At 67.8% G+C, this 21,332-nt stretch carries 19 protein-coding genes and 1 pseudogene; 13 read left to right on the top strand and 7 right to left on the bottom strand.

The window, feature by feature from the left end; all coding sequences use genetic code 11:
• Positions 1-41: 41 nt before the first annotated feature.
• From P3H15_RS02830 to P3H15_RS02815, 4 genes are read right to left on the bottom strand one after another with little or no spacing between them, the layout of a single operon-like run.
• Positions 42-1,001: a diiron oxygenase gene (locus P3H15_RS02830; RefSeq protein WP_276135844.1), complete on the bottom strand. Its 960-nt coding sequence runs from the start codon at positions 999-1,001 to the stop codon at positions 42-44.
• Complete coding sequence (locus P3H15_RS02825; RefSeq protein ID WP_276135843.1) at positions 998-1,918, bottom strand: prephenate dehydrogenase/arogenate dehydrogenase family protein; 921 nt, start codon at positions 1,916-1,918, stop codon at positions 998-1,000. Before P3H15_RS02825 ends, P3H15_RS02830 begins: the two co-directional genes overlap by 4 nt.
• Positions 1,915-3,987, bottom strand: coding sequence for an aminodeoxychorismate synthase component I (gene pabB, locus P3H15_RS02820; RefSeq protein ID WP_276135962.1), 2,073 nt, complete (start codon positions 3,985-3,987; stop codon positions 1,915-1,917). The genes P3H15_RS02825 and pabB overlap by 4 nt, the downstream gene beginning before the upstream one ends.
• A complete protein-coding gene (locus P3H15_RS02815) occupies positions 3,987-4,436 on the bottom strand; it encodes a chorismate mutase family protein (RefSeq protein WP_346348744.1) in 450 nt (149 codons plus the stop codon). The genes pabB and P3H15_RS02815 overlap by 1 nt, the downstream gene beginning before the upstream one ends.
• 232 nt (positions 4,437-4,668) lie before the next feature.
• Here P3H15_RS02815 and P3H15_RS02810 point away from each other — a divergent pair, with 232 nt between their 5' ends.
• Positions 4,669-5,604: a triacylglycerol lipase gene (locus P3H15_RS02810; RefSeq protein ID WP_276135841.1), complete on the top strand. Its 936-nt coding sequence runs from the start codon at positions 4,669-4,671 to the stop codon at positions 5,602-5,604.
• A 27-nt stretch (positions 5,605-5,631) separates the two neighbouring features.
• Here the strand turns inward: P3H15_RS02810 and P3H15_RS02805 are convergent, their stop codons facing one another.
• Positions 5,632-6,327 carry a GntR family transcriptional regulator gene (locus P3H15_RS02805; protein ID WP_276135840.1) on the bottom strand — a complete coding sequence of 232 codons (696 nt, stop codon included), beginning with the start codon at positions 6,325-6,327 and terminating at the stop codon, positions 5,632-5,634.
• Positions 6,328-6,374: 47 nt separating this feature from the next.
• On the bottom strand, positions 6,375-7,517 hold the full coding sequence (locus tag P3H15_RS02800; protein ID WP_276135839.1) for an acyl-CoA dehydrogenase family protein: 1,143 nt from the start codon (positions 7,515-7,517) through the stop codon (positions 6,375-6,377).
• A 158-nt stretch (positions 7,518-7,675) separates the two neighbouring features.
• Between P3H15_RS02800 and P3H15_RS02795 the strand changes: the two genes are divergently transcribed.
• Both P3H15_RS02795 and P3H15_RS02790 read left to right on the top strand, forming a co-directional pair.
• Positions 7,676-9,217: an aldehyde dehydrogenase family protein gene (locus P3H15_RS02795; RefSeq protein WP_276135838.1), complete on the top strand. Its 1,542-nt coding sequence runs from the start codon at positions 7,676-7,678 to the stop codon at positions 9,215-9,217.
• A gap of 17 nt (positions 9,218-9,234) precedes the next feature.
• Positions 9,235-9,821: pseudogene (locus P3H15_RS02790) on the top strand (hypothetical protein).
• Positions 9,822-9,859: 38 nt separating this feature from the next.
• On the opposite strand, the gene P3H15_RS02785 reads toward P3H15_RS02790, so the two are convergent.
• Positions 9,860-11,098, bottom strand: coding sequence for a TetR/AcrR family transcriptional regulator (locus P3H15_RS02785; protein WP_346348742.1), 1,239 nt, complete (start codon positions 11,096-11,098; stop codon positions 9,860-9,862).
• 264 nt (positions 11,099-11,362) lie between these two features.
• On the opposite strand from P3H15_RS02785, the gene P3H15_RS02780 reads away from it, so the two are divergent.
• From P3H15_RS02780 to P3H15_RS02735, 10 genes are all read left to right on the top strand, one after another.
• Positions 11,363-11,494, top strand: coding sequence for a hypothetical protein (locus P3H15_RS02780; RefSeq protein WP_276135836.1), 132 nt, complete (start codon positions 11,363-11,365; stop codon positions 11,492-11,494).
• Positions 11,495-11,610: 116 nt separating this feature from the next.
• Positions 11,611-13,203 (top strand): fatty-acid--CoA ligase FadD5, encoded by a 1,593-nt coding sequence (fadD5, locus tag P3H15_RS02775; RefSeq protein WP_276135835.1) that lies wholly within the window; start codon positions 11,611-11,613, stop codon positions 13,201-13,203.
• Between the two features lie 29 nt (positions 13,204-13,232).
• Complete coding sequence (locus P3H15_RS02770; protein ID WP_276135834.1) at positions 13,233-14,042, top strand: ABC transporter permease; 810 nt, start codon at positions 13,233-13,235, stop codon at positions 14,040-14,042.
• Positions 14,042-14,902: an ABC transporter permease gene (locus tag P3H15_RS02765; protein WP_276135833.1), complete on the top strand. Its 861-nt coding sequence runs from the start codon at positions 14,042-14,044 to the stop codon at positions 14,900-14,902. Before P3H15_RS02770 ends, P3H15_RS02765 begins: the two co-directional genes overlap by 1 nt.
• Entirely contained in the window at positions 14,899-15,954 is a 1,056-nt protein-coding gene (locus tag P3H15_RS02760) for an MCE family protein (protein ID WP_276135832.1), read from the top strand. Before P3H15_RS02765 ends, P3H15_RS02760 begins: the two co-directional genes overlap by 4 nt.
• Positions 15,951-16,970 carry an MCE family protein gene (locus tag P3H15_RS02755; protein ID WP_276135831.1) on the top strand — a complete coding sequence of 340 codons (1,020 nt, stop codon included), beginning with the start codon at positions 15,951-15,953 and terminating at the stop codon, positions 16,968-16,970. The genes P3H15_RS02760 and P3H15_RS02755 overlap by 4 nt, the downstream gene beginning before the upstream one ends.
• Positions 16,967-18,007, top strand: a complete 1,041-nt coding sequence (locus P3H15_RS02750) for an MCE family protein (RefSeq protein WP_276135830.1) — start codon at positions 16,967-16,969, stop codon at positions 18,005-18,007. The genes P3H15_RS02755 and P3H15_RS02750 overlap by 4 nt, the downstream gene beginning before the upstream one ends.
• Positions 18,004-19,095, top strand: coding sequence for an MCE family protein (locus tag P3H15_RS02745; RefSeq protein WP_276135829.1), 1,092 nt, complete (start codon positions 18,004-18,006; stop codon positions 19,093-19,095). The genes P3H15_RS02750 and P3H15_RS02745 overlap by 4 nt, the downstream gene beginning before the upstream one ends.
• The gene (locus P3H15_RS02740; RefSeq protein ID WP_276135828.1) at positions 19,092-20,141 is read left to right on the top strand and encodes an MCE family protein; all 1,050 of its coding nucleotides are present in this window, start codon (positions 19,092-19,094) and stop codon (positions 20,139-20,141) included. The genes P3H15_RS02745 and P3H15_RS02740 overlap by 4 nt, the downstream gene beginning before the upstream one ends.
• Positions 20,138-21,325, top strand: a complete 1,188-nt coding sequence (locus tag P3H15_RS02735; protein ID WP_276135827.1) for an MlaD family protein — start codon at positions 20,138-20,140, stop codon at positions 21,323-21,325. Before P3H15_RS02740 ends, P3H15_RS02735 begins: the two co-directional genes overlap by 4 nt.
• Positions 21,326-21,332: the final 7 nt, after the last annotated feature.

Here is a 21,332-nt window from a genome sequence, read left to right as displayed (position 1 = left end):
ACGGCGCGGGCGAGCCCGCGAGAGTCGACTTCCCGGCGGAGTCAGGCCCACTCGTAGGACATCTCGCCCGCGACCCCGAGGTGTTTGCACAGTTTGTGGATGCCACCGAAATCCTGGACCAGCGCGGACCGGCGGGTGTCGTGTTCGGCGTCGTCGATCATGGCCTGACCGCCGTCGAGGTCCAGGATGTCGACGATGGTGTGCCAGGTCGAGTAGTCGTTGCTGCTGAAGGCGGTCATCGCGTCGACGAGTCCGTCGAGGAAGAGCCGCCGGTCGCCGGGGTTCAGGGTGTCGTAGACGACGCCCGCGATGTCGTCGGCGATCGAGGCGTGACAGTACTCGTCGCGATTGTGCAGCCGGACCGTCGCCCGGTTGACCGGCTGGATGACGTCGTTCTCGGAGATCAGGTCGAGGTAGGAGCTGATCGAGATCTCCGCCACCGTCATGAACGCGAACGTCGTGATCGCCCGCTGCCTCGGATCGGCGGCCTCGGCCGTCGCCGCGCGCTGGCGGCGCAACGTCAGGACGTCGGGCAGGGCATTGTCGGGCATCGCCCAACCGCGTTGACGGCGCGTGACCGCGCTCGCGTTCAGGTGCATGAGCGTGTGGTACTGCTCGTCCACCATCGCCTGGTGGACGGCCACGGCGAACGTGTCTCCGAGCCCGGTGTCGAGGGCGTCGTGCGCGACGAGGTCGAACCCGGGATTGACCACGTACTGCTCGATGTCCATGACGTTCTTGTTGAACGCGATCCAGGCCCACGCCCGCAGCTGGTTCCGTTGCTCCTCGCCCATGCGGAGGAACCGGTCGTGATCGGCGAACGGCAGCAACTCGTTCGGGTAGTCCTGCTTGCCGAGGTCGAACAGCGCGTCGAGGTCCGGTTCCGGCTTCTTCACGGTCGCCCGCTGCCCCCAGTTGCGGGCGAGCCGCGTCACGACGGCACTCTCCACCGGATCGGACGGGTCGTACTCCGGGAGCGAGGGAATGTTCTGGGTCGTCATGACGTCTCTCCGTTCCGCGGCTGTCGGTGAACGAGATCGGTGAAGAGGTCGGCGCACAGCCGGGCGAGGGGTTCGTTCCGGTCGCCGAGGGGGGACGTCGCGCGGGACATGAGCGCGGCGAAATCGTCTTCCGAACCCTGCTCGACGGTGTCGGTGAGAGTGGCGAGCGCGGCGGCGAGCGCGCGGCGGGCGTCGCCGGCGAAGGGATTGCCGGCCTGGATGTCGTGGTAGACCTCCGGGACGCCGCCGCCGACCCGTGCGAGGAGCGCGAGCGAGACGAGATGCGGAGGGGTGCCCACCGCGGTGAGTTCGGCACCGTCGACACCGAGTTCCGCGAGAGCGAGGCCGAAAGCGAGGACGCCGGCGTGTGTCAGTGCCTGGGTCGCTGCCGTGAGCCGGTCGTGGTGTTCGGCGTCCAGGCGGACCACCGACGATCCCCAGCCGGACAGTGCGGACAGGAACCATTCGACCCCGGCGCCGTCCCGGTAGGTCACGGCCGCGACGGGGCGGCCCTCCGGTCCGAGGGACGGCGCGAACATCGGGTTGATGCCCACCGCGCCGCCCCGAAGTGCGCTCTCCCGCAGGGCCGCATCGAATCGAGATTTCACGGACAGCGTGTCGACCAGCAGTGCCTGCTCGCGCAACTCCGCAGCGACGAACGGAATCGACTCCAGCGCGACGCTTTCGGGTATCGCGAGGATCACCGCATCGGCGTTCTGCACCACCGCCCGCATTTCCGGCGTCGGGTCGGTGACGTCGCCCTTCATCTGATCCGGGTCGGACCGGGAGGTGAACCGGATGTCGATGGTGTGCACCGTGTTTCCGTCGGCGCGGAGCCGGGTGGTGAGCATCCGGCCGACATCGCCCGAACCGCCGATCAGTGCGACGGTCCTGGCGGATGCGGCCGGGGCGTTCACTGCCCGATCTCGTTCGGCCGGTCTGCCGTCACGGACAGCGCCCGCAACATGGTGGCGGCCTTGACCATTGCCTCGTCGAACTCTTCCTCCGGGTCCGACAGCGCAGTGATCGCACCGCCGATGCCGAACGTCACCTCGGTGTCCGTGGCAACGATCGTCCGGATGACGATGGACAGGTCGGCCGTCCCCGTCAGCGAGAAGTAGCCGATCGACCCGGAATACACACCGCGCGGCCCGGACTCGAGTCGGTCGATGATCTCCATCGTCCGGATCTTCGGGGCGCCCGTCATCGATCCGCCGGGGAAGGCAGCACGGACGCACTCGACGACGGAGGCGTCGGCGCTCAGGGTTCCGCGCACGGTGGACACGAGTTGATGTACGGCCGCGTACGTTTCGACGTCGAACAGCTTCGGAACGTGCACCGAGCCGGGAACGCACACCCGGGCCAGATCGTTCCGCGTCAGATCGACGATCATCAGGTTCTCGGCGCGATCCTTCTCGCTGTCGAGCAGATCCTGCCGCAGCGCCGCATCCTTGGCGGGGGTGGCGCCGCGCGGACGGGTCCCCTTGATGGGTTTGGACTCCACCACCCGGTCCGCGCCGATCCGCAGGAACCGTTCGGGGGAGGCGCTGAGAACGGACAGTCCGGCGAACTGGAGGTACGCGCTGTACGGAGTGGGGCTGATGGAGCGCAGCAGTTCGAACGTGTGCAGGGGATCGATCGACTGGTCCACCGTCGCCATGTTGGTCAGGCACACCTCGTAGGACTCGCCGGTCCGGATCTCGCCGAGCGACGACGCGATGTGGTCGAGGTACTTGTCGTGGTCGTGCCGCAGGGCGAGTTCGGCGGATTCCGGTTTCCGGATCGGCGGCACCGCGGTCGGCGGCTGGTCCGGCTCGGCCAGCCGGTGCAGCGCCGCGTCCATCTCGTCGAGCCAGCGGCGCAACTCCGGATCGTCCTGGTGATCGCTCAGGCACAGCGCGTACGTGCGCTCGTTCGAATGGTCGATGACCACGGCGCGGTCCGCGAACACCAGTGCGGCGTCCGGCGTGGGCGACTTGTGTGCCGCCGTGCCGCCGGTCTCGGCCTTCAGTTCGTAGCCGAGGTATCCCACGTAGCCGAGGCCGAACGGAACACCCGGGAGGCCGGGCACCGACCGTGCCTGCAGTTGCCGTTCGAGGTAGTCGAAGAACGGTGCGTGCACCTGTTCGACCGGCAACCCCTCGCGCGTGATCCGGACGATCGCTTCGCTGACGTCGTACGTGATGTATTCGGCGCGCGGACCGGAACAGTTGCCCATGATCGTGAAACGCGAAGTCGGTTCCGACGCCGACGTCCCGTCGAGCCAGAACGCGTTGGGTCCGGACGCGAACAGATCCTCGAACGTGGTGCGGGGGTCGACTTCGTGGTCGACGCGCACCTGCTGGACCACGTACGGCGCGTGGGGGATCGGGATTCTGAGCAGGGAACCGTGCGTGGGTGTCCCGGAATGCGTCTGCGTGAGGTCGCGGAAGTTCGCGAGCAGTTCGTGGCCGAAGGCGGTGCTGATCGATTCGGGGTGGAACTGGACTCCCCACAGCGGGCGGGTGCGGTGCCGCACGCCCATCAGGAGTCCGTCGGCCGTCCAGGCGGTGGCCTCGAGGTCGTCGGGGAGGTCCTCGACGATCAGCGAGTGGTAACGAACCGTCGGGAACGGCGACGGAATGCCGGCGAAGAGTTCGGAACCGTCGTGGTCGACGAGGGACACGCGGCCGTGCATCGGTTCGGGCGCGAGTACCACCTTGCCCCCGAACAGCTGGCACAGCCCCTGGTGACCGAGGCAGACGCCGAGCACGGGGAGTTCGGTCTCCCTGATGATGCGGGCGCTGATCCCGAAGTCGCGTTTCCGGTCCGGCCGGCCGGGGCCGGGGGAGATGACGATGTTGTCGAAGTCGGACCAGGGGATCGAACCCCACTCCACGTCGTTGTGCACGACCGTGGGCGGTTCCCCGTTCACCTCGGCCAGCAGGGTGAACAGGTTGTAGGTGAAGGAGTCGTAGTTGTCGACCAGCAGCGTCCGGGTACTCATCACGACTCGAGATTCGCAGACGGCACGGAACTGTGGCGAACCTGGTGGTTGCCGGCGTGGCTGTGGTTGCCGTTGTGGTTGCCATTGTGGCGGGGGGTCTCGTCGACGGGCTCCGCGTTGATCACGAGGTCCTCGAGCCGGCACGTCTCGGCGATGAGGAGGTCGTAGAGCGAATCGAAGAACTCCGGGGACAGGGAGTGGCGGTCGGCGTACTGGCGCGCCCGTTCGTGGACGATGTGGATCCGTCCCGGCTGCATCATGGCGATGTGCTCGCGGCGCTTCAGTTCGCCGATCCGCAGGCACACTTCCAAACGCTGCCGGACCGCCTCGAGCAGGGTCGCGTCGACGGCGTCGAGTTCCGCGCGCAGACTCTCGAGTGCGTGCTGCGCCGAGGCGTCAGAATGCTCTCCGGAATCGTCGCCGTTCCGCTGTTCTACGGAGAAGTACATAATCGCCCCACTCACTCGATCGGCAGTAGCTCTCTCATCCCGACTATCGTGTGTCGTTGGTGGTTCGTTTCCATGAGCCTTCCGGATGGCCGGGAGTGCCGTGGTCGATCGGCCGAAAACGAACCTGGTGGGTTATCACCCCCGGGGAGTCTCGATCTCAGGTTGAGACTTTGATGGACGGTTGGCTAACGTAACCTGAAGTCTATTTCCGCACACTCAGGATACGAGGAATATGCGTATATCGTGGGCCACTAGGGCTCTGTTGTGCGTGCTGGCAGGCATCGTGATGCTCGGCAGTGCGGCACCGGCGGCAGCGGATCCCGTGGAAGCGGAACCCGCGCCCGTGGTCGATCCGTCCGCGCTTCCCGGGGCCAACGACTGGAGCTGTAAGCCGTCCGCGGCGCACCCCCGTCCCATCGTTCTGGTGCACGGCACCTGGACCGGCATGGTGGGGACGTGGAAGGACCTCGCTCCGGAGCTCAGCGCGGACGGCTACTGCGTCTTCGCCCTCAACTACGGACAGGCCGCCGGTCTGACCAAGGGCAACATGATGCGCATGTTCGGCGGCGCCGACATCGAGGAGTCCGCTCGGCAGCTCGCCGGGTTCGTCGAGCTGGTCCGCACAGCCACCGGTGCTCCGCAGGTCGACATGATCGGGCATTCGCTCGGCGGCACGGTGTCCCGCCAGTACCTGCGGTTCGAAGGCGGTGCCGACCGGGCGAACCCCGCGCTGAACAAGGTGCACTCGCTCGTCACGCTCGGCGCCACCAACCACGGCACCAGCTTCGGGGACGTCCAGTCGCTCGGTGCGATCGCGCAGGCACTGGGTGTGCCGGTCACGACGCTCGCCGGTGTCGCGGTCGGGCCGTCCTACATTCAGCAGATGGTGGGCTCGCCCTTCCTGCAGCTCCTCAACGCGGCGGGCGACACCGATCCGGGCATCGACTACACGGTGGTCGCCAGTCGCAGCGACACCGTGTCGACCCCTCCCGAGAACACGTTCCTGACAGCCGGTCCCGGGGCCGCCGTGCACAACATCTGGCTCCAGGACGGCTGCGACACGAACACCGCGGACCACGGCCAGCTGACCACCGATCCGCGGGCCGTGTACATCATCCAGCGGGCGCTGGACCCCGCGTACGGAGACCGCAACCCCGCACCGTGCTGACCCGGCGCGGGTGATCGGCGGCGCCGGTCAGTCCCAGATACCGACGTCGTCGAGATGTGCGACCAGTCGCTGGGCGCCGTCGATGAAGTGGGCCTTGTTCTCGGCGCCGACCACGTCGGCCTTCCCGTCGGCGAGCGCGGCGATGAGGCGCCGGTGGCTCTCGACCGCCGCCTCGCCCCAGGCCGGATCGGACGAATAGAACTGCACCGGTGTGTACCGGGTGGCGCTGAGCAGGAACCACGACAGCTTGCTCGCGTCGGCGAGACGGTTGATGACCCGGTGGAACGAGAACTCGAGATCCTCGATGCGCTCGGCCTCGCCGTCCTCGACGGCCCGCCGCAGCTTTTCGTTGATCGCGGTCAGTTCCTCGACGACCTCCGGGGTGACGGACCGCGTCGCGCGGACCGCGAGTTCCTCGGCGATCTGGCCCTGTAGCCAGAAGAGGTCGTGAATGTCGTCCCGGCTGAGCGGGGCGACCACGTAGCCGCGGTGGGGAACCAGTTCGACGAGTCCCTCGCCGCGCAGGGTCAGGAGCGCCTCGCGGACGGGTGTGACGCTGACCCCCAGGTCTGCCGCAGTCTCGTCGAGGCGGATGAAGTCACCCGGGCGAACGCCCCCGGACATGATCAGGTTGCGGACGTGCACGGCGACGTCGTCCGACAACTGGGGTCGGCGGCGCAGGGTGCGGCCCGCTGCGGATCGTGACACGGAGGGCGATGCCATGGAGAACTCCTTCGATGCGGCAAACCAGCATAAACCGCAGTGGATGTTTACAAGCCGTAGGTCTTGCCGATGATGTCGCGCTGAATCTCGTTGGTACCGCCGTAGATGCTCGAGACGATGGTGGAGCGGACGTGCTTCTCCATGTCGAACTCGGTGGCGTAGCCGTACCCGCCCATCATCTGCATGCCCTCGAGCGCGACCTTCTTCGCGGTCTCCGTGACCTTCAGCTTGGCCATCGACGCTTCACGGGCCAGCATCTTGTCGGGGTTCGCGTCGACGTCCCTGGCGACGCTGTACACGAGCAGTTTGCAGCACTCGATCTCCGTCGCGAGATCGGCGATGCGGTGGCGTAGCGCCTGGAACGATCCGACGGGACGCCCGAACTGCTTGCGCTGGGTGACGAAATCGAGGGTGTCGGCGAACGCGCGCTGCGCGGTGCCGAGCATCATGGCCGCGAGGATCAGGCGTTCGAAGTTCAGTCCGGTCATCAGCTGGCGCCAGCCGTTGCCGACGTCGCCCACCACCGCGTCCTCGGGCAGGACGCAGTCGGTGAAGTAGAGGTCGTTGACCTCCTTGCCGCCCATCGTGTCGATGCCGCTGATCTTCAGTCCCGCCGTATCGGCGGGGACGTGGAACATCGTGAGGCCTTCGTGCTTGCCGTCGCCGCGCCCGGTGCGGGCCACGAGCAGGATGTTGTCGGCGAAGTGCGCATTGGAGCACCACGTCTTCTGGCCGTTGATCACCCAGCCGTCGGCGGTCTTCTCCGCGCGGGTGCTGAGGTTGCCGACATCGGAACCGGCCTCCGGCTCGGACATCGAGATGGACTGCGACCGGCCCGCCACGATGCCGCGCAGCACGACGTCCTTCTGTGCGTCGGTTCCGAACTTCGCGTAGGCGCCGCCCGTGATCAGGGTGGGCCCGATCCCGCCGATGGGTGCCATGCCCTTGGCGGCTTCCTCGAGCAGGATGCACATGTCGACGTGGCTCGCGGCCGAGCCGTCGTACTCCTCGGGGATGGTGATGCCCAGCCAGCCCAGCTTCGCCATCTTCTCGTAGAGGTCCTGATTGTGGTTGTGCTCGCCGTGATTCGTCAGCCTGTCGCGTTGCTCGCGGGTGCCGCTCTCGCGCTTGCAGAAATCGGCGATCGCCGCCGCGAAGTCCTTCTGTTCACTGGTGAATTCGACGCTCATGTCCGGGGAACTCCTCGTGGGTGATGCGGTCGGCGAACAGGCCGGCCGGGGGTGACTGTGCGGGGCTTGCCGCGATGGGGTCGGCCGCATACTGTGATGTCCACTACATTACATCACATCACATATATTTGATGTGATCTCGAGGGAGGATATCGACCATGCCACAGCAGGCGGAGACGACCGAGACGGCGGCAGGCGCTCAGCCCACGGCTCCGACGGGGTCCGCGGAGTCGTCGCCGAAGACGTTCGCGTCCCTGGATCCGCGCGACGGCACCGTCCTGGCCGAGTACCCGATCGAGGGGGAGCGGGAGGTACGCGCCGCCGTCGACGCGGCCCGATCGGCCGCGCAATGGTGGAACGCCCTCGGCTTCGACGGCCGCAAACAATGGCTCCTGGACTGGAAGAAGTCGATGGCGCGGGACGGCGAGCAACTCGCCGCGCTCGTCGCCGCCGAGACCGGCAAGCCCTACGACGACGCGCTCCTCGAGGTAATGCTCGCCATCGAGCATCTCGACTGGGCGGCGAAGAACGCGGGCAAGGTCCTGAAGCGGCGCAAGGTGCCCTCCGGTCTGGTCAGCGCGAACCAGGCCAGCAGCGTCGGGTACGAGCCGATGGGTGTGGTCGGTGTGATCGGGCCGTGGAACTACCCCGTCTACACGCCGATGGGCTCCATCTCCTACGCGCTGGCAGCGGGCAACACCGTCGTCTTCAAACCCAGTGAGCTGACCCCCGGGGTCGCGGTGTGGCTCGCCGACAAGTGGAAGGCGCTCATTCCCAATCAGCCTGTCCTGCAGGTGGTCACCGGTGACGGGTCGACGGGTTCCGCCCTCGTCTCCGCCGGTGTCGACAAGATCGCCTTCACCGGATCCGCCGCCACCGGCAAGCGGGTCATGGCCGCCTGCGCCGAAACGCTCACGCCGCTGGTCGTCGAGGCGGGAGGCAAGGACGCCATGCTCGTCGACGCCGACGCGAACCTGGACGAGGCGGCCGGTTTCGCGGTCTTCGGGGCGATGGGCAACGCCGGACAGACGTGCGCGGGTGTCGAGCGCATCTACGTCGTCGACTCCGTCTACGACGAGTTCGTCCGGCTGGTCGCCGAGAAATCGAAGGTCCTGCGCCCGGGACCGCGGGACGCGGCGTACGGCCCCATGACGATGGCCGGCCAGTCCGACGTGATTCGCAGCCACGTCCGGGATGCACTCGACAAGGGCGGATCCGCGGTGGTCGGCGGACTCGACTCCATCGCGGACGGGTACGTCGGGCCCATCGTGCTGACCGGCGTTCCCGAGGACAGCACCGCGATCCGCGAGGAGACGTTCGGCCCCACGGTGGTCGTCAACAAGGTCGCGAGCCTCGACGAGGCGGTCGCGTTGGCCAACGGCACCACGTTCGGTCTCGGCGCGTCCATCTTCACCAAGGATGCGACGAAGGCGATGCAGGCTGCCGGGAAGCTCAGGGCCGGCGTCGTGACGATCGGCTCGGTGCTCGGATTCGCCGGTGTCGCGGCGTTGCCGTTCGGCGGTGTCGGAGACTCGGGCTTCGGCCGCATTCACGGAGCGGACGGACTGCGGGAATTCAGCCGGGTCAAGTCCATCGCCCGGCAGAAGTTCGCGGCGCCGCTGAATCTGCTGACCATGCAGCGCAAGTCGCGGGACATGAAGATTTCCGCCTGGATGTTGAAGAACCGACACGGACGCTGATCACGGAGGGCCTCCACATGCTGACGAAGACCACGCGCGCCGGAACCGGGACGCCGGGCGGGGTTCCCCGGGGCAGGCACGGCTGGCAGCGCCGGATCGAGGAACTCGACCCGGTCCGAGACCACGAGGAGATCCACCGCATCACCGACACCGCGTTGCTGATGGCCGAACTCGTCGAACACGGCTACGACTCCGAACGCGGCATCGAATCGCTGCGCTTCCACTTCTACCGTCAGGTGGGGGTTCGCATGGGGATCACACCGACGACAACCATCGGGTCGGCACCTACACGCTGACGCTGTTCTGCTCCTGGTTTCCGGCGTCACTCCGGCCGCTCGTCGCGCAGGGGGTCTACGCCCTCCTCGACCCGATGATGCGGGCGACGTTCGGATTTCCCGCAGCCCCGCGCCGGCTGCGGAATGCGTCCCGCCGTGCGCTGCGGATCCGGGCCCGGTTCGTGCGCCTCCTGCCACCGCGCCGCGAATCGAAGGCCGCTCGCGATCCGCGCAACCGGAGCTATCCCGGATACCCGGTGGGCTACCGCCCCCGTGACCTCGGCGCGGACAACGACAGGCAACGGGGAGCCCGCCGGCGGGCCGCATGAGAACTGTGCCCCTGGGCGATTCACCCAGGGGCACGGGCTCAGTGACCCAGCAGCACGGCCGTCATCAGGGTGTGGAGCCGGGCACGCGACTCCTCGCGGGTGTCGAAGTGGACCAGTCGGCCGATGTCGAGAACCAGCCCCAGCGCCGCATGCACCAGGAACCGTGCCTCCGGCGCCGAGAGTTCGGACCGCACGGCGGTCACCAGGTGGACCCATTCCTCGACGTGCAGACGCTGCACGTTACGGAGATTGGTGCGCTCGTTCTTCGGGAGGTTCCCGATCTCCGCGAAGTAGACCGACAGCACTTCCGGGTTCCCGAACGACAGTTCCAGGTACGACTCGGCGAGCTTGCGGAGGGCGTCCTCGGGGTCGGCGGCCGTGGACAGCGCCGCCGACGTGGCCACGGCCAGCCGGTCGGACGCGCGATAGAACACAGCCGCCAGAAGGTCTGCCTTGCTGGGGAAATGACGGTACACGCTCGACGCGTTGATGCCGGCCGCGGCGCCGATCTCCTCGATGCTCGAGTCGTGGTAGCCGTGCCGGTCGAAGATCTTGACGGCCTCGTTGATGAGCAATTCACGCTTGGACGTCACGGCCAGTCCCCGCACCGCGCCGCCGGCGGCGTCCCTGCCCGCGTTCGGGACGGCGGGCGGGAGTGTCGCGTTCAGGATCGACCCGCATGCCGACTTCAGGAGTGTGTCGAGTCTGCGGGTGGCGAGGGTGGTCCGGTGTGCGCTGATGCTGCCCATCACGCTCAGCGTCGACGCTCCCAGCGTCGTCGCGTCCACGGCGGTGAGTTCGGGGCGGATCTCGCGCAGCGGCGCGGCCACGCACTGCGTGACGTGCACGAACACGGCACGAATCCGCTTACGGTCCTCGGCCTCGAGGTACCGGCCCTCCCAGCGGTAGAGCCCGGCGACCTTGCGGTTCTCGATGCTGTTGGCGACGAGGGCGGCGATCAGGTGTTCGAGGCGGTCGCCGGCTTCGCGTTCGGCGAGGCCGTCGAGTGCGCCGTCCGCGGTTGCCTGGAGCGCGTCGGCCGTCGTCGTCGCCGCGTGGACGAACAGGGCGTACTTGTTGGGATAGTGCCGGTACAGGGCGGGACCGGAAATGCCGATGGTGGCAGCGATCTCGTCGACACCGACCGCATGGTAGCCGCGCTCGCTGAAGGCTTCGGCTGCGACGTTCGCGATCTGGGCCTTGCGATTCTTGGGGCGGCGGCGGATCGGCCGGTCGGTCGCGGCACCGGCCGCCGTGCTGGTCCGGGCCACGGTCACCTCCAGTAGTGGGCAGTCGTCTGCCAATTCCTCTGCCGGTCATCTTAACCGAGACTCCCGCGCCGACGAGCCTCGGATGGTCACCCTACGCTCGAGTGTTCGCCCGGCGTATCGATAAATCACCAGCAAGGCGGTGCGAAATGTGTTCCGAGAGGTATTGACACGTACCGAACGGCACAAATAAGTTAACAGAAATTCGCGTGCGAAGATGACTTCTTCCGTCGCCCCGCCTTCCCTCGGCCTCGAAGGTCGATTCCCACCCGGATGGCACTGCTCGGCGAACGGCTGCCCGCCGATCGGGCGGCGGGCGAGGGCCTGATCGGCGGTGCGCTCGCGGCCCACGTCGACGCCGTCGTGGCGATGCTCACGAAACGTGCTCCGAACTTCGGTAGCTGATGCGAATTGCGGTTAACAAGACTGTTCCGATCGACGTCGACATCTGTAATACTCGTCACAGCCTCCGTGTGGGGCCCGAGGGGCGAACTCGAGTACAGCGAAGGGACCACCACCACATGTCATCACGTAGCGAGACGCTTTCGCAGCCAATGCAATCCCGCCGCAACCACTGGAACAACTGGGTTGCCACCCATGCCCGGACGAAGCCCGACCATCCCGCGTTCCGCCATCTCGGGCAGAGCACGTCGTGGCGCGAACTGCACGGGCGTTCGCAGGCCCTCGCGGCGGCGCTGTCCCGGCGCGGGGTGAACTTCGGCGACCGCGTCCTGCTGCTCACGCTCAACCGCACCGAATTCTTCGAGGCGGTGCTCGCGATCAACGCGCTGGGCGCGATCGCGGTCCCGGTCAACTTCCGGCTGACACCGCCCGAGGTCGCCTTCATCGCACGGGACTCGGGCGCACGAGCCGTTTTCACCGAGCTCGCGCTCGCGCCTCTCGTTTCCGCTGTGCGGCACGATGTTCCCGATCTCGGCCTCGCGATCGTCATGGGCGCGGAGACCGAGGGCGACGTTCTCGGTTACGAGGATCTCGTCGTGGAAGACGGTCCCGCCTTCGCCCCCGTCGACCTGCCGGAGGACACGCCGTCGCTCATCCTCTACACCTCCGGCACCACCGGAACACCCAAGGGTGCGGTGCTGTCGCACTCGAACATGGTCGGGCAGTCCATCACCTGCATCCGGGCGATGCGCTACGACAGGGGCGACGACGTCGGGTTCCTCGCGTCCCCGGTGTTCCACGTCGCCGCCCTCGGTTCGGTGGCCCCGATGCTGATGCTCGGAGCCACGACCGTGATCCACCCCCTCAAGGCGTTCGACCCTGCCGAGATGCTCGACGTGTGGGAGCGCGAGCGCATCACCACGGTATTCCTCGTTCCGGTGCAGTGGCAGGCCGTCTGCGCCGACCCCACCGCCGCGGGCCGCGACCTCGCCCTCCGCGTCATCAGCTGGGGCGCCGCACCCGCATCGGACACCGTCCTGCGCGCCATGGCGGAGACTTTCCCGAAGGCGCTCGTCGTGGCGGTGTTCGGGCAGACCGAGATGTCCCCGATCACGTGCGTGCTCGACGGCGACGACGCGATCCGCAAGCTGGGCTCGGTGGGCAAGCCCGTCCCGACCATCCAGACGCGGATCGTCGACGACGAGATGAACGACGTCGCCCCCGGCACCGTAGGCGAGATCGTGTACCGCGGCCCGACCATGATGCAGGGCTACTGGCAGAACCCGGCCGCGACGGCGGACGCGTTCGCCGGTGGGTGGTTCCACTCGGGCGACCTGGTGCGGCAGGACGAGGAAGGCTTCGTCTACGTGGTGGATCGCAAGAAGGACATGATCATCTCCGGCGGCGAGAACATCTATTGCGCCGAGGTGGAGAACGTCCTGTTCGGGCATCCGAGGATCCGGGAGGCCGCCGTGGTCGGCAGACCCCACCCCAAGTGGACCGAGGTGCCCGTCGCGATCGTGGCGCTCGACGACGACGGCGACGATCTGACGGTCGGGGAACTCGCCGCGTGGCTCGAAGGCAAACTGGCCCGTTACAAGCATCCGAAAGACGTCGTCATCGTCGACGCCCTCCCGCGCAACGCCAGCGGCAAGGTCGTCAAGGGCGAGCTTCGACAAGCCCACGGCGCACACGACGTCGCGGTCGTCTGACCCCGATTCCCATACCGGGGGAGGACCGCGTGACATTCCAGCTGCCACCCGCCAAGGGGCCCGTCAGCCATTTCGCCAACGAAGTCGGTGCGCTCATCGGGTTCTCGATCGCGACCACGGTGGCCGCCGTACGAGTTCTGGTGCGGCGCACACTGGCCTGGCGGGAACTGCTGGACCAGGCCTGGCGGATCGCCTCGGTCACGTCGGCGCCGGCCCTGCTGCTGATGATCCCCATCGGAGTCCTCATCGCCGTCACGATCGGCAGCCTCGCCGGTCAGCTCGGCGCCGAGGGGTACACGGGGGCGGTCGTCGGGTTCGTGATCGTCGGGCAGGCGTCCGCGCTGGTCTGTGCGCTGATGCTGGCCGGGGTCGGCGGGTCCGCGATCTGCGCGGACCTCGGCTCGCGCACGATCCGCGAGGAGGTCGAGGCCATGGAGGTCCTCGGACTCGACGTGATCGAGCGGCTCGTGGTTCCGCGGGTGCTCGCCGCCGTGCTGGTCGGCGTCGCACTCTGCGCCATGGTCACCGCCGTCGGAGTGTCGGCGTGCTTCCTTTTCCAGGTGGTCGTCCAGAACAGCTCGGCGGGAAGCTTTCTCGCGGCACTGTCGCAGTACACGCGGCTGTCGGATTTCGTGGTCGCCCTCGTCAAGTCGATGGCGTTCGCGGTGACGTCGGCGCTCGTCGCCAGCTTCAAAGGGCTGCACGCCAAAGGCGGACCCAGCGGTGTCGCCGACGCCGTCAACGAGGCCGTCGTGCTCGCCTTCATCCTCGTGTTCATTGTCAACACCGTGCTCAGTCAGCTCTATTCCGTTCTCGTCGTCCCCGTAGGTGGTTACTGATGGTCGTGAGTACCCGATGGCCCGCAGCGCACTGGGTGCGGGCCAGGGTCCGGCAGCCCCTCGAACTGATGACGGGACTGGGCCGGGAATTCACGTTCTACGGCAGCGTGATCGCCGGCGTCCCCCTCGCGGTCGTGAAGTACTGGCGGCACATCATGCGGCAGATCGGCGACATCAGTTTCGGTGGTGCGACCCTGCTCGCCGGCGGCGGAGCGATCGGAGTCGTCTTCGCGATGTCCGCGGTCGCGGCGACGCAGGTGGGCATCGAGGGGTTGCGCGGACTGGACCTGCTCGGAATGGGGTCGCTGTCCGGGCTTCTGTCCGCGATCCTCAACACCCGCGAACTCGCGCCCGTCATCGCCAGCATCGCGCTCGCCGCGAAGGTCGGGACGGGGTTCACCGCACAGCTCGGCGCCATGCGCATCTCGGAGGAGATCAGCGCGCTGGACGCGATGGCGATCCCGTCGCTGCCGTTCCTCGCGAGCACGAGGCTGGTCTCGTGCCTGGTCTGTGTGGTGCCGCTGTACGTCGTCGGGCTGCTGTCGTCCTATCTGGCTTCGCGGCTGGTGATCGTCACGTTCAGCGGGCAGTCGGCCGGAACCTACGACTACTACTTCCACCTCATGCTCACGCCCACCGACGTCGCGTACTCGTTCGTGAAGGCGATCGTGTTCGCGACGATCATCGCGCTCGTGCACTGCTCGTACGGGTACCACGCCTACGGCGGGCCCGAGGGCGTCGGCCGGGCGGCCGGGCGCGCGCTGCGCACCAGCATCCTCGCCATCGGCATCGTCGACCTGCTGCTGACGCTCACCCTGTGGGGTCTCGTCCCCTCCGCTCCCGCTCTGGGGTTGCCGTGACGCGCGGCCGCCCGGGAGGTCCGGGCAACGGTGCCCTCGCGGTGCGGGGTGTGATCGGAGTGGCGGTCCTGTCCGTCGGATCGGCGCTGCTGGTCGGTTTCGGCACCGGTGCGATCGTCACCGACCCCGTGGTGACGGCGACACTTCCGGCGGACGCCGGTGCGGTGAAGGCGCACACCACGGTGTCCTACAAAGGCGCGACCGTCGGCACCGTGTCGAGCGTCGACCCCGGACAGGACGAGACGGGCATGGACATCAGTCTCCGCCCCGAACAGATGCAGCACATCCCGGCGTCCGTCCAGGTGCGGGTGGTGCCCCGCACGTTGTTCGGCGACCAGACCGTCGAGCTGGTGTCCACCGCGGGAACCGGCGGTGCGCGGCTCGAGGCAGGTGCCCGGCTGCAACCCGACACGTCGACCGAGACCGTCCAGATGTACGACCTGTACTCGAAGGTCTACGACCTGGTGTCCCGGGTGAAGCCCGAGCAGATGCAGGCCGCGCTCAGCGCCGTCGCCGACGCATTGCGCGGGCGCGGCGAACAATTGGGGCACACCATCGACAGCCTCCACACGGTGGCGCAGTCGACCGCGCCACTCGTCGACTCCCTCGCGGAGCGCGCGCCGCAGATCGCACGGATCAGCGAACAGCTGGCGACGGCCGCACCCGACGTCCTCGCGACCATGGACGCGGCGGTGTCGCTGTCGAACACCCTCGTCGAGAACACCGACAGCTTCACCGGTTTCCTCGCCGCCTCCCTTGTCGTGACGAGGAACTCCGGCGACGTCCTGGAGCAGAACGCGGACGACATGATCGCGGTGGCGCTGAACATCTCACCGACCCTGGGCACCATGGCCGGCAAGTCCGACCTGCTGCGGGCGACGCTGGACGAGGCGGGTCCGTTCGGTGACGCCGGCGCCGCCGTCTTCTCCACCGGCACGTTCGCGGTGCGGGTCGCCGCCGACCTGTCGAACCCGCGGCCCTACAGCTCGTCCGACTGCCCGCGGTACCCCGGCCTGAACGGACCGAACTGCGGGGGCGGTGCCGGAGGATGAGCGTCCGGAACTCGGCAATCAAACTGGCGGTCTTCGCCGTCTTCGGAATTCTCTCCGCGGTCCTCGTGGTGAACACACTGCGGGTGCCGGTGGAGGGACCGACCGTCGCGTACAAGGCGTTGTTCACCGACGCGCAGGGGGTGACTCCCGGCAGCGACGTCACCATCGCCGGTGTCCGGGTGGGACGGGTGGCTTCGGTCGACATCGTCGACGGCGACGCCGGAAGCGCCACCGCCCTGGTGAATTTCGAGGTGCAGCGCGATCAGACTCTGCCCGCCGACACGACAGTCGCGATCCGATACGGTGACCTGCTCGGGATCCGGTATCTCGATCTCGCGGCCGGTTCGTCGGGCGAGGAGGGCACCCTCGCGGAGGGCGACACGATTCCGCTCGAACGGACGTCGCCCGCGCTCGATCTCACCAGTCTCTTCAACGGATTCAAGCCGCTGTTCGACGCGATCGACCCGAAGCAGGTCAACGAACTCGCCACCGAAGTCGTCGCCGTGTTCGACGGCCGGAAGACGAGCATGGAAACGCTGCTGCGCAGGGTCGCGGACGTCACCGGCACCCTCGCGAATCACGATCAGCTGATCGGTGATCTCATCGCGAACCTCGAGGTGGTGGTGGGAACGGCGGCGGCCCGCGGTCCGGAACTGTCCCACCTCGTCGACAGCCTCACCCAGTTCACCGGGATGCTCGCCGAGAACAACGAGGTTCTCATGGACACCCTCGATCAGAGTGCGGCGGTGAGCCGCTCGGCGCTGCAGATCGTCGACGGGCGGGTTCCGGAACTCGGCCGCACGGTGAACCGACTCGAATCGCTGACGGGGGCGATGGTCGGTGCCGACCCGGAATTCGATCACCTGATGGTGGCCATGCCGCAATTCTTTGCTGCCGTCGACCGCTCGGGCTCCTACGGTTCCTGGCTCAACATCTACCTGTGCACCTTCATCGTCAACGTCGACGGTCGCGAAGGCGCCCTCGGTCCCGACCTGCATTCGAGGTACTGCCAATGAGTGTCACCGACACGGTGCGCGACGTCTGGGACGCGCTGGCCGGAAACCAGCGGGTGCGGCCCGTCAACCCGTTGATCGTCGGAATCGTGGGAATCCTCGCCGCGACGCTGGCGCTGGCCCTGGTTCTCGTGATCCCGCGGGTGAGCTTCAGTGTGCGAACCGACGGTTACACCGCCGAACTCGCGAACGCCGCAGGCCTGACCGATTCCGACTACGTGTACGTGGCCGGGGTGCCCGCCGGCCGGGTGACCGCGGTGGACCTGGCGGGCGATCACGTGGTCGTCCACTTCCGGCTCGACGGCGCGCGTCACCTCGGGTCGACGACGTCCGCGGGCGTCAAGCTGTCGACCATCCTCGGCAAGCGGTATCTGGACGTGTCACCGTCGGGACCCGGCGACCTGGGCGACGACGGCGTGATCCCGCTGAGCCGCACCAGCGTTCCGTACTCGCTCGACGACATCGGCTCGTCCGCGCTCCAGACGGCGGACGACCTCGACCTCGGCGGTCTGCAGAAGATGCTCACCGTCGTGACGGACACGGTGCCGCAGGTCGCGACCCTCAACCGGGAGGCGCTGTCCGGGGTGAGTGCGGCGTCCGCGATCCTGGCGAAGAACGCGGATCAGGTCACGCAACTGCTCGACAGCTCGCGAACCCTCACCGACGTGCTGGTCGGTCAGCAGGATCAGCTGACCACCCTGCTCGGCAACGCCGACGTCGTGATGAACACGCTCGCCACCCGGCGCGAGGCGATCCGCCGGATGGTCGACGATCTCCAGGCCCTGATCGGGCAGGCGTCCCAGTTCCTGGGGGAGAACACCGCCGAACTCGACTCACTGCTCGCGAACGCGCGGCAGGTGACGGAACGACTCGACGCGAACCTCGCCAACCTCGACGCACTGCTCACCACGGGTGCACCGGCGGCGAGGGCGCTCGTCAACGCGACCGGGAACGGTGACTGGGCCGACGTGTCGGCGCCGTCGGCCGTGATCGCCGACAACCTGCTCTGCGTCGTCGGACTGATCACGGGGTGCTCGTGAACGCGGGCACCGCACGCCGGGTCGTCGGGATCGGCGGCGTGCTCGTCCTCGTGGTGGCGATCGTCGTGGCCGGGTGGCTACTGATCTTCCGCACCTCCTCCACCGTGATTCATTCCGAATTCGCCTACGTCAACGGCGTGTTCCCCGGCACCGGGGTGACCGTGCTCGGCGTGCCCGTCGGCACCGTCGAGTCCGTCGAACCGCGGGGCGGGGTGGTGACGGTCACGATGTCGATCGCGTCCGACGTCGTGGTGCCCGCCGACGCGCACGCGTACGTGCTGGTGTCCTCCGCGATCGGGGAGCGGTTCGTCGAACTCGGTCCCGCGTACACCGGCGGTCCGGTGCTGGAGAGCGGGCAGACCATTCCCCCCGACCGCAGTCATTCGCCCATCACCTGGGACCAGCTGATGGACAGCGTCGACACCGTCGTCAAGACCCTCGGCCCCGACGGCGGCGACGCCGGCGCCGCGATCTCGGCAGCCGCGGCGTCCACGGACGGGCTCGGTCCCGCGATGAACGACGCCATCCGCACACTGTCGCAGGCGAGTTCGGTGATCGCGGGCAACAGCGCGGACGTCGGAGCACTCGTCGACAACCTCGAGATACTCGTCGACGCGATCTCGGCCCGTCAGGCGCAGGTCGACTCCCTCGCCGGGTCGCTCACCGCCATCGGAGACGAATTCGCCGGGCAGCAGTTCGCGATCGGCGACACGGTGAATCAGCTGTCCGCCTTGCTGAATCAGATCGACCACCTCGTGTCCGCCCGGGGCGGCGACATCGCCGCAGGCATCGACGATCTGGCGGGGGTGAGCGAGATGCTGCAGCGACACGACACCGACCTCGCCGAGATCATGGACCTGGTGCCGTTGCTGATCGACAACATCCAGCGCGCGGTCACTCCCGACCAGCGTGCCCGCATCCGGTTGAACATCTCCACCAACCTGGCGCAGGCCGAGCCGACGTCCCCGCTCTGCGCGGTGGTGGATCCGACCCTCTGCCGGGGAGCCGGAATCACCAACCCGATTCAGTTTCCGCCCAGCATGTCCGACCCGTTCGGGCTGCGCGAACTCATGGTCGGAGGACGATGACGATCCGCACGAGAACGACGTCACTGACGGCGGCGCTGATCGTCGGCGCGACATTGCCCGCCGCCGGTTGTTCGCTGAGCCTGCAGGAACTGTCGGTGGGCCGCTCACCGGACGGTCCGTCCTACGAAATCACCGCGCAGTTCGACGGCGTCGATCGCGTCGTGCCCGGCGCCGAGGTCCGGGTGGGACAGGAAGTGGTGGGCCGTGTCTCGGACGTGTCGACCCGGGATTTCACCGCAGAGGTCGAGATGCGGATCCGCGACGACGTCCCGATTCCGCGGGACGCGACGGCACGTATCGAATTGCCCACGGCCCTCGGCAATCCCTTCATCCGACTCGATTTCGCGGATGCGGCCGGCGCACCGATGAGCGAGGGCGACGTGCTCCCGCCGGCGCAGACTTCGCGCGGCCCTGACATCGAGAGCGGGCTCGCGGTCCTGGCCACGGTGCTCAACGGCAGCGGCATCGACCAGATACACGCCATCATGAACGAATTGACCGTCGCCTTCACCGGCCGCTCCGACAAGATCCGCGAACTGGTGGACATGCTGAACGACACACTGGGCGTCGTCGACGACCACCGGGACGAACTCGACCGGGCGATGGTGGCGTCCCATGCGTTCGCGGCGGAACTCGCCGCCGGGCAACCGGCCCTCGACCGCGCGATGACCGATCTGGCACCGGTGGTGGATCTCCTGATGTCGCAACGAGATCAGATCACGGCGCTGATGGGGGAGGCGTCCCGGCTCAGCCGCGAGGCGGAACGTGTCCTCGGCAGTGCCGGAACCACACTGGCGACCGAGATCAGCGACGCCGGGACCGTGCTCGCCGCCCTCGACGGCTTCGAGTCGGCACTCGCCCCCACCCTGAACTCGGTGGCGACGTTCCTCGGCGGATTCGCCGCGGCCACACCCGGTGACTACACGACATTCGACGGAACATTCGACGTCACGGCCGTCATCGCGAAGCTGCTCACCGGCTCGGCTCCGCTCGAGGTGCCCGAAGCCCGCACGCTGCCCGAGGTACTCGGCGGAGGCGTCCGATGATGACACGCCACGTCGTGGCGCAACTGGTGCTGTTCCTCGTCATCTCGGTCGCCGCAATCCTGTTCGGGCTGCGGTACGTCACCGGCCCGGACACGTTCGGAGACCCCATTCACCTGACCGCCCGGCTCGACCACGCCGCCGGTCTCGCGCAGGGGGCATCTGTCAACTACCGCGGAGTCGGCGTGGGAAGGATCAGCTCCGTCGACGTCAACGAGGAGGGGACGGGCATCGTCCTCGGCATCGAACTGCACCCCGGCACACAGGTGTCCGCCGGTTCGACCGCGAAGATCACCACCGAGAACGCGATCGGCATCCAGGCGCTCGACATCCTGCCCGACAGCGCGGATCCGCCGTACCTCGCCGACGGGGACCTCATCGACGTCCCGCAGGAGGGGATTCCGCGATCGCTCGACGCGACCCTCGTCCAGACGACGGACCTCGTGAACTCGATGGACGTCACCGCCCTGTCCTCGCTCGCGGACACGTTCGGGACCGCCTTCGGAGGCACCGGACCCGACCTGCAGAACATGCTCGACGGTTCCGCCGAGATCGCCCGGACCCTCGAAACCCGCACCGACACACTGTCGACCATCGTGAACAAGGGGATGCCGCTCCTGGACACGGTGGACGGCCTCACCGCGGCCCTCCCCGAATCGGCGAGCACCGCCCGCAGCGTGCTCGAGCAGTTACGGGCCCACGACTCCGCACTCGTCGACCTGCTCGGGCGCTCGCCGCAGACGATGGCGAGCCTGGACGCACTGCTGTCGGGAAACCGCGACTCCCTGGGCGCCCTGATGGCGAATCTGGTTCTCCCCACCGAGATCGTCGGCGACCGGACCCCCTCCCTCGAATACGGCCTGACCATCATGCCCGGTGCACTACCGAAGATCGCGTCGATCGAGAAGGGCGGTCTCGCCGACCTTCTCCTCGTCGGAACGCAGGGGCCGATGTGCGTGTACGACGCCCCACGCCGTCTGGTGACCGAGGCGGAACCGAGCACGCCCGCGCTGGACTGGACCTGCCAGTCGCAGCAGTACCTCGAGCAGCGCGGCGCCGTGAACGTCCCTCGACCCGACGACCTCGGTCAGGAGAACGCGACCAGGAACGGCGGTGTCTACGGACCACCCGCCGCGGACGATCCGCTGGTCATCGAACCCCTGCTGACGGGGCACACCCCGCGCTAGGCGCGGT

The sequence above is a fragment of the Rhodococcus sp. T2V genome (assembly GCF_029269925.1).
GTDB lineage: Bacteria > Actinomycetota > Actinomycetes > Mycobacteriales > Mycobacteriaceae > Rhodococcus_F > Rhodococcus_F koreensis.
This window is presented reverse-complemented; position numbering and strand designations above follow the sequence as displayed.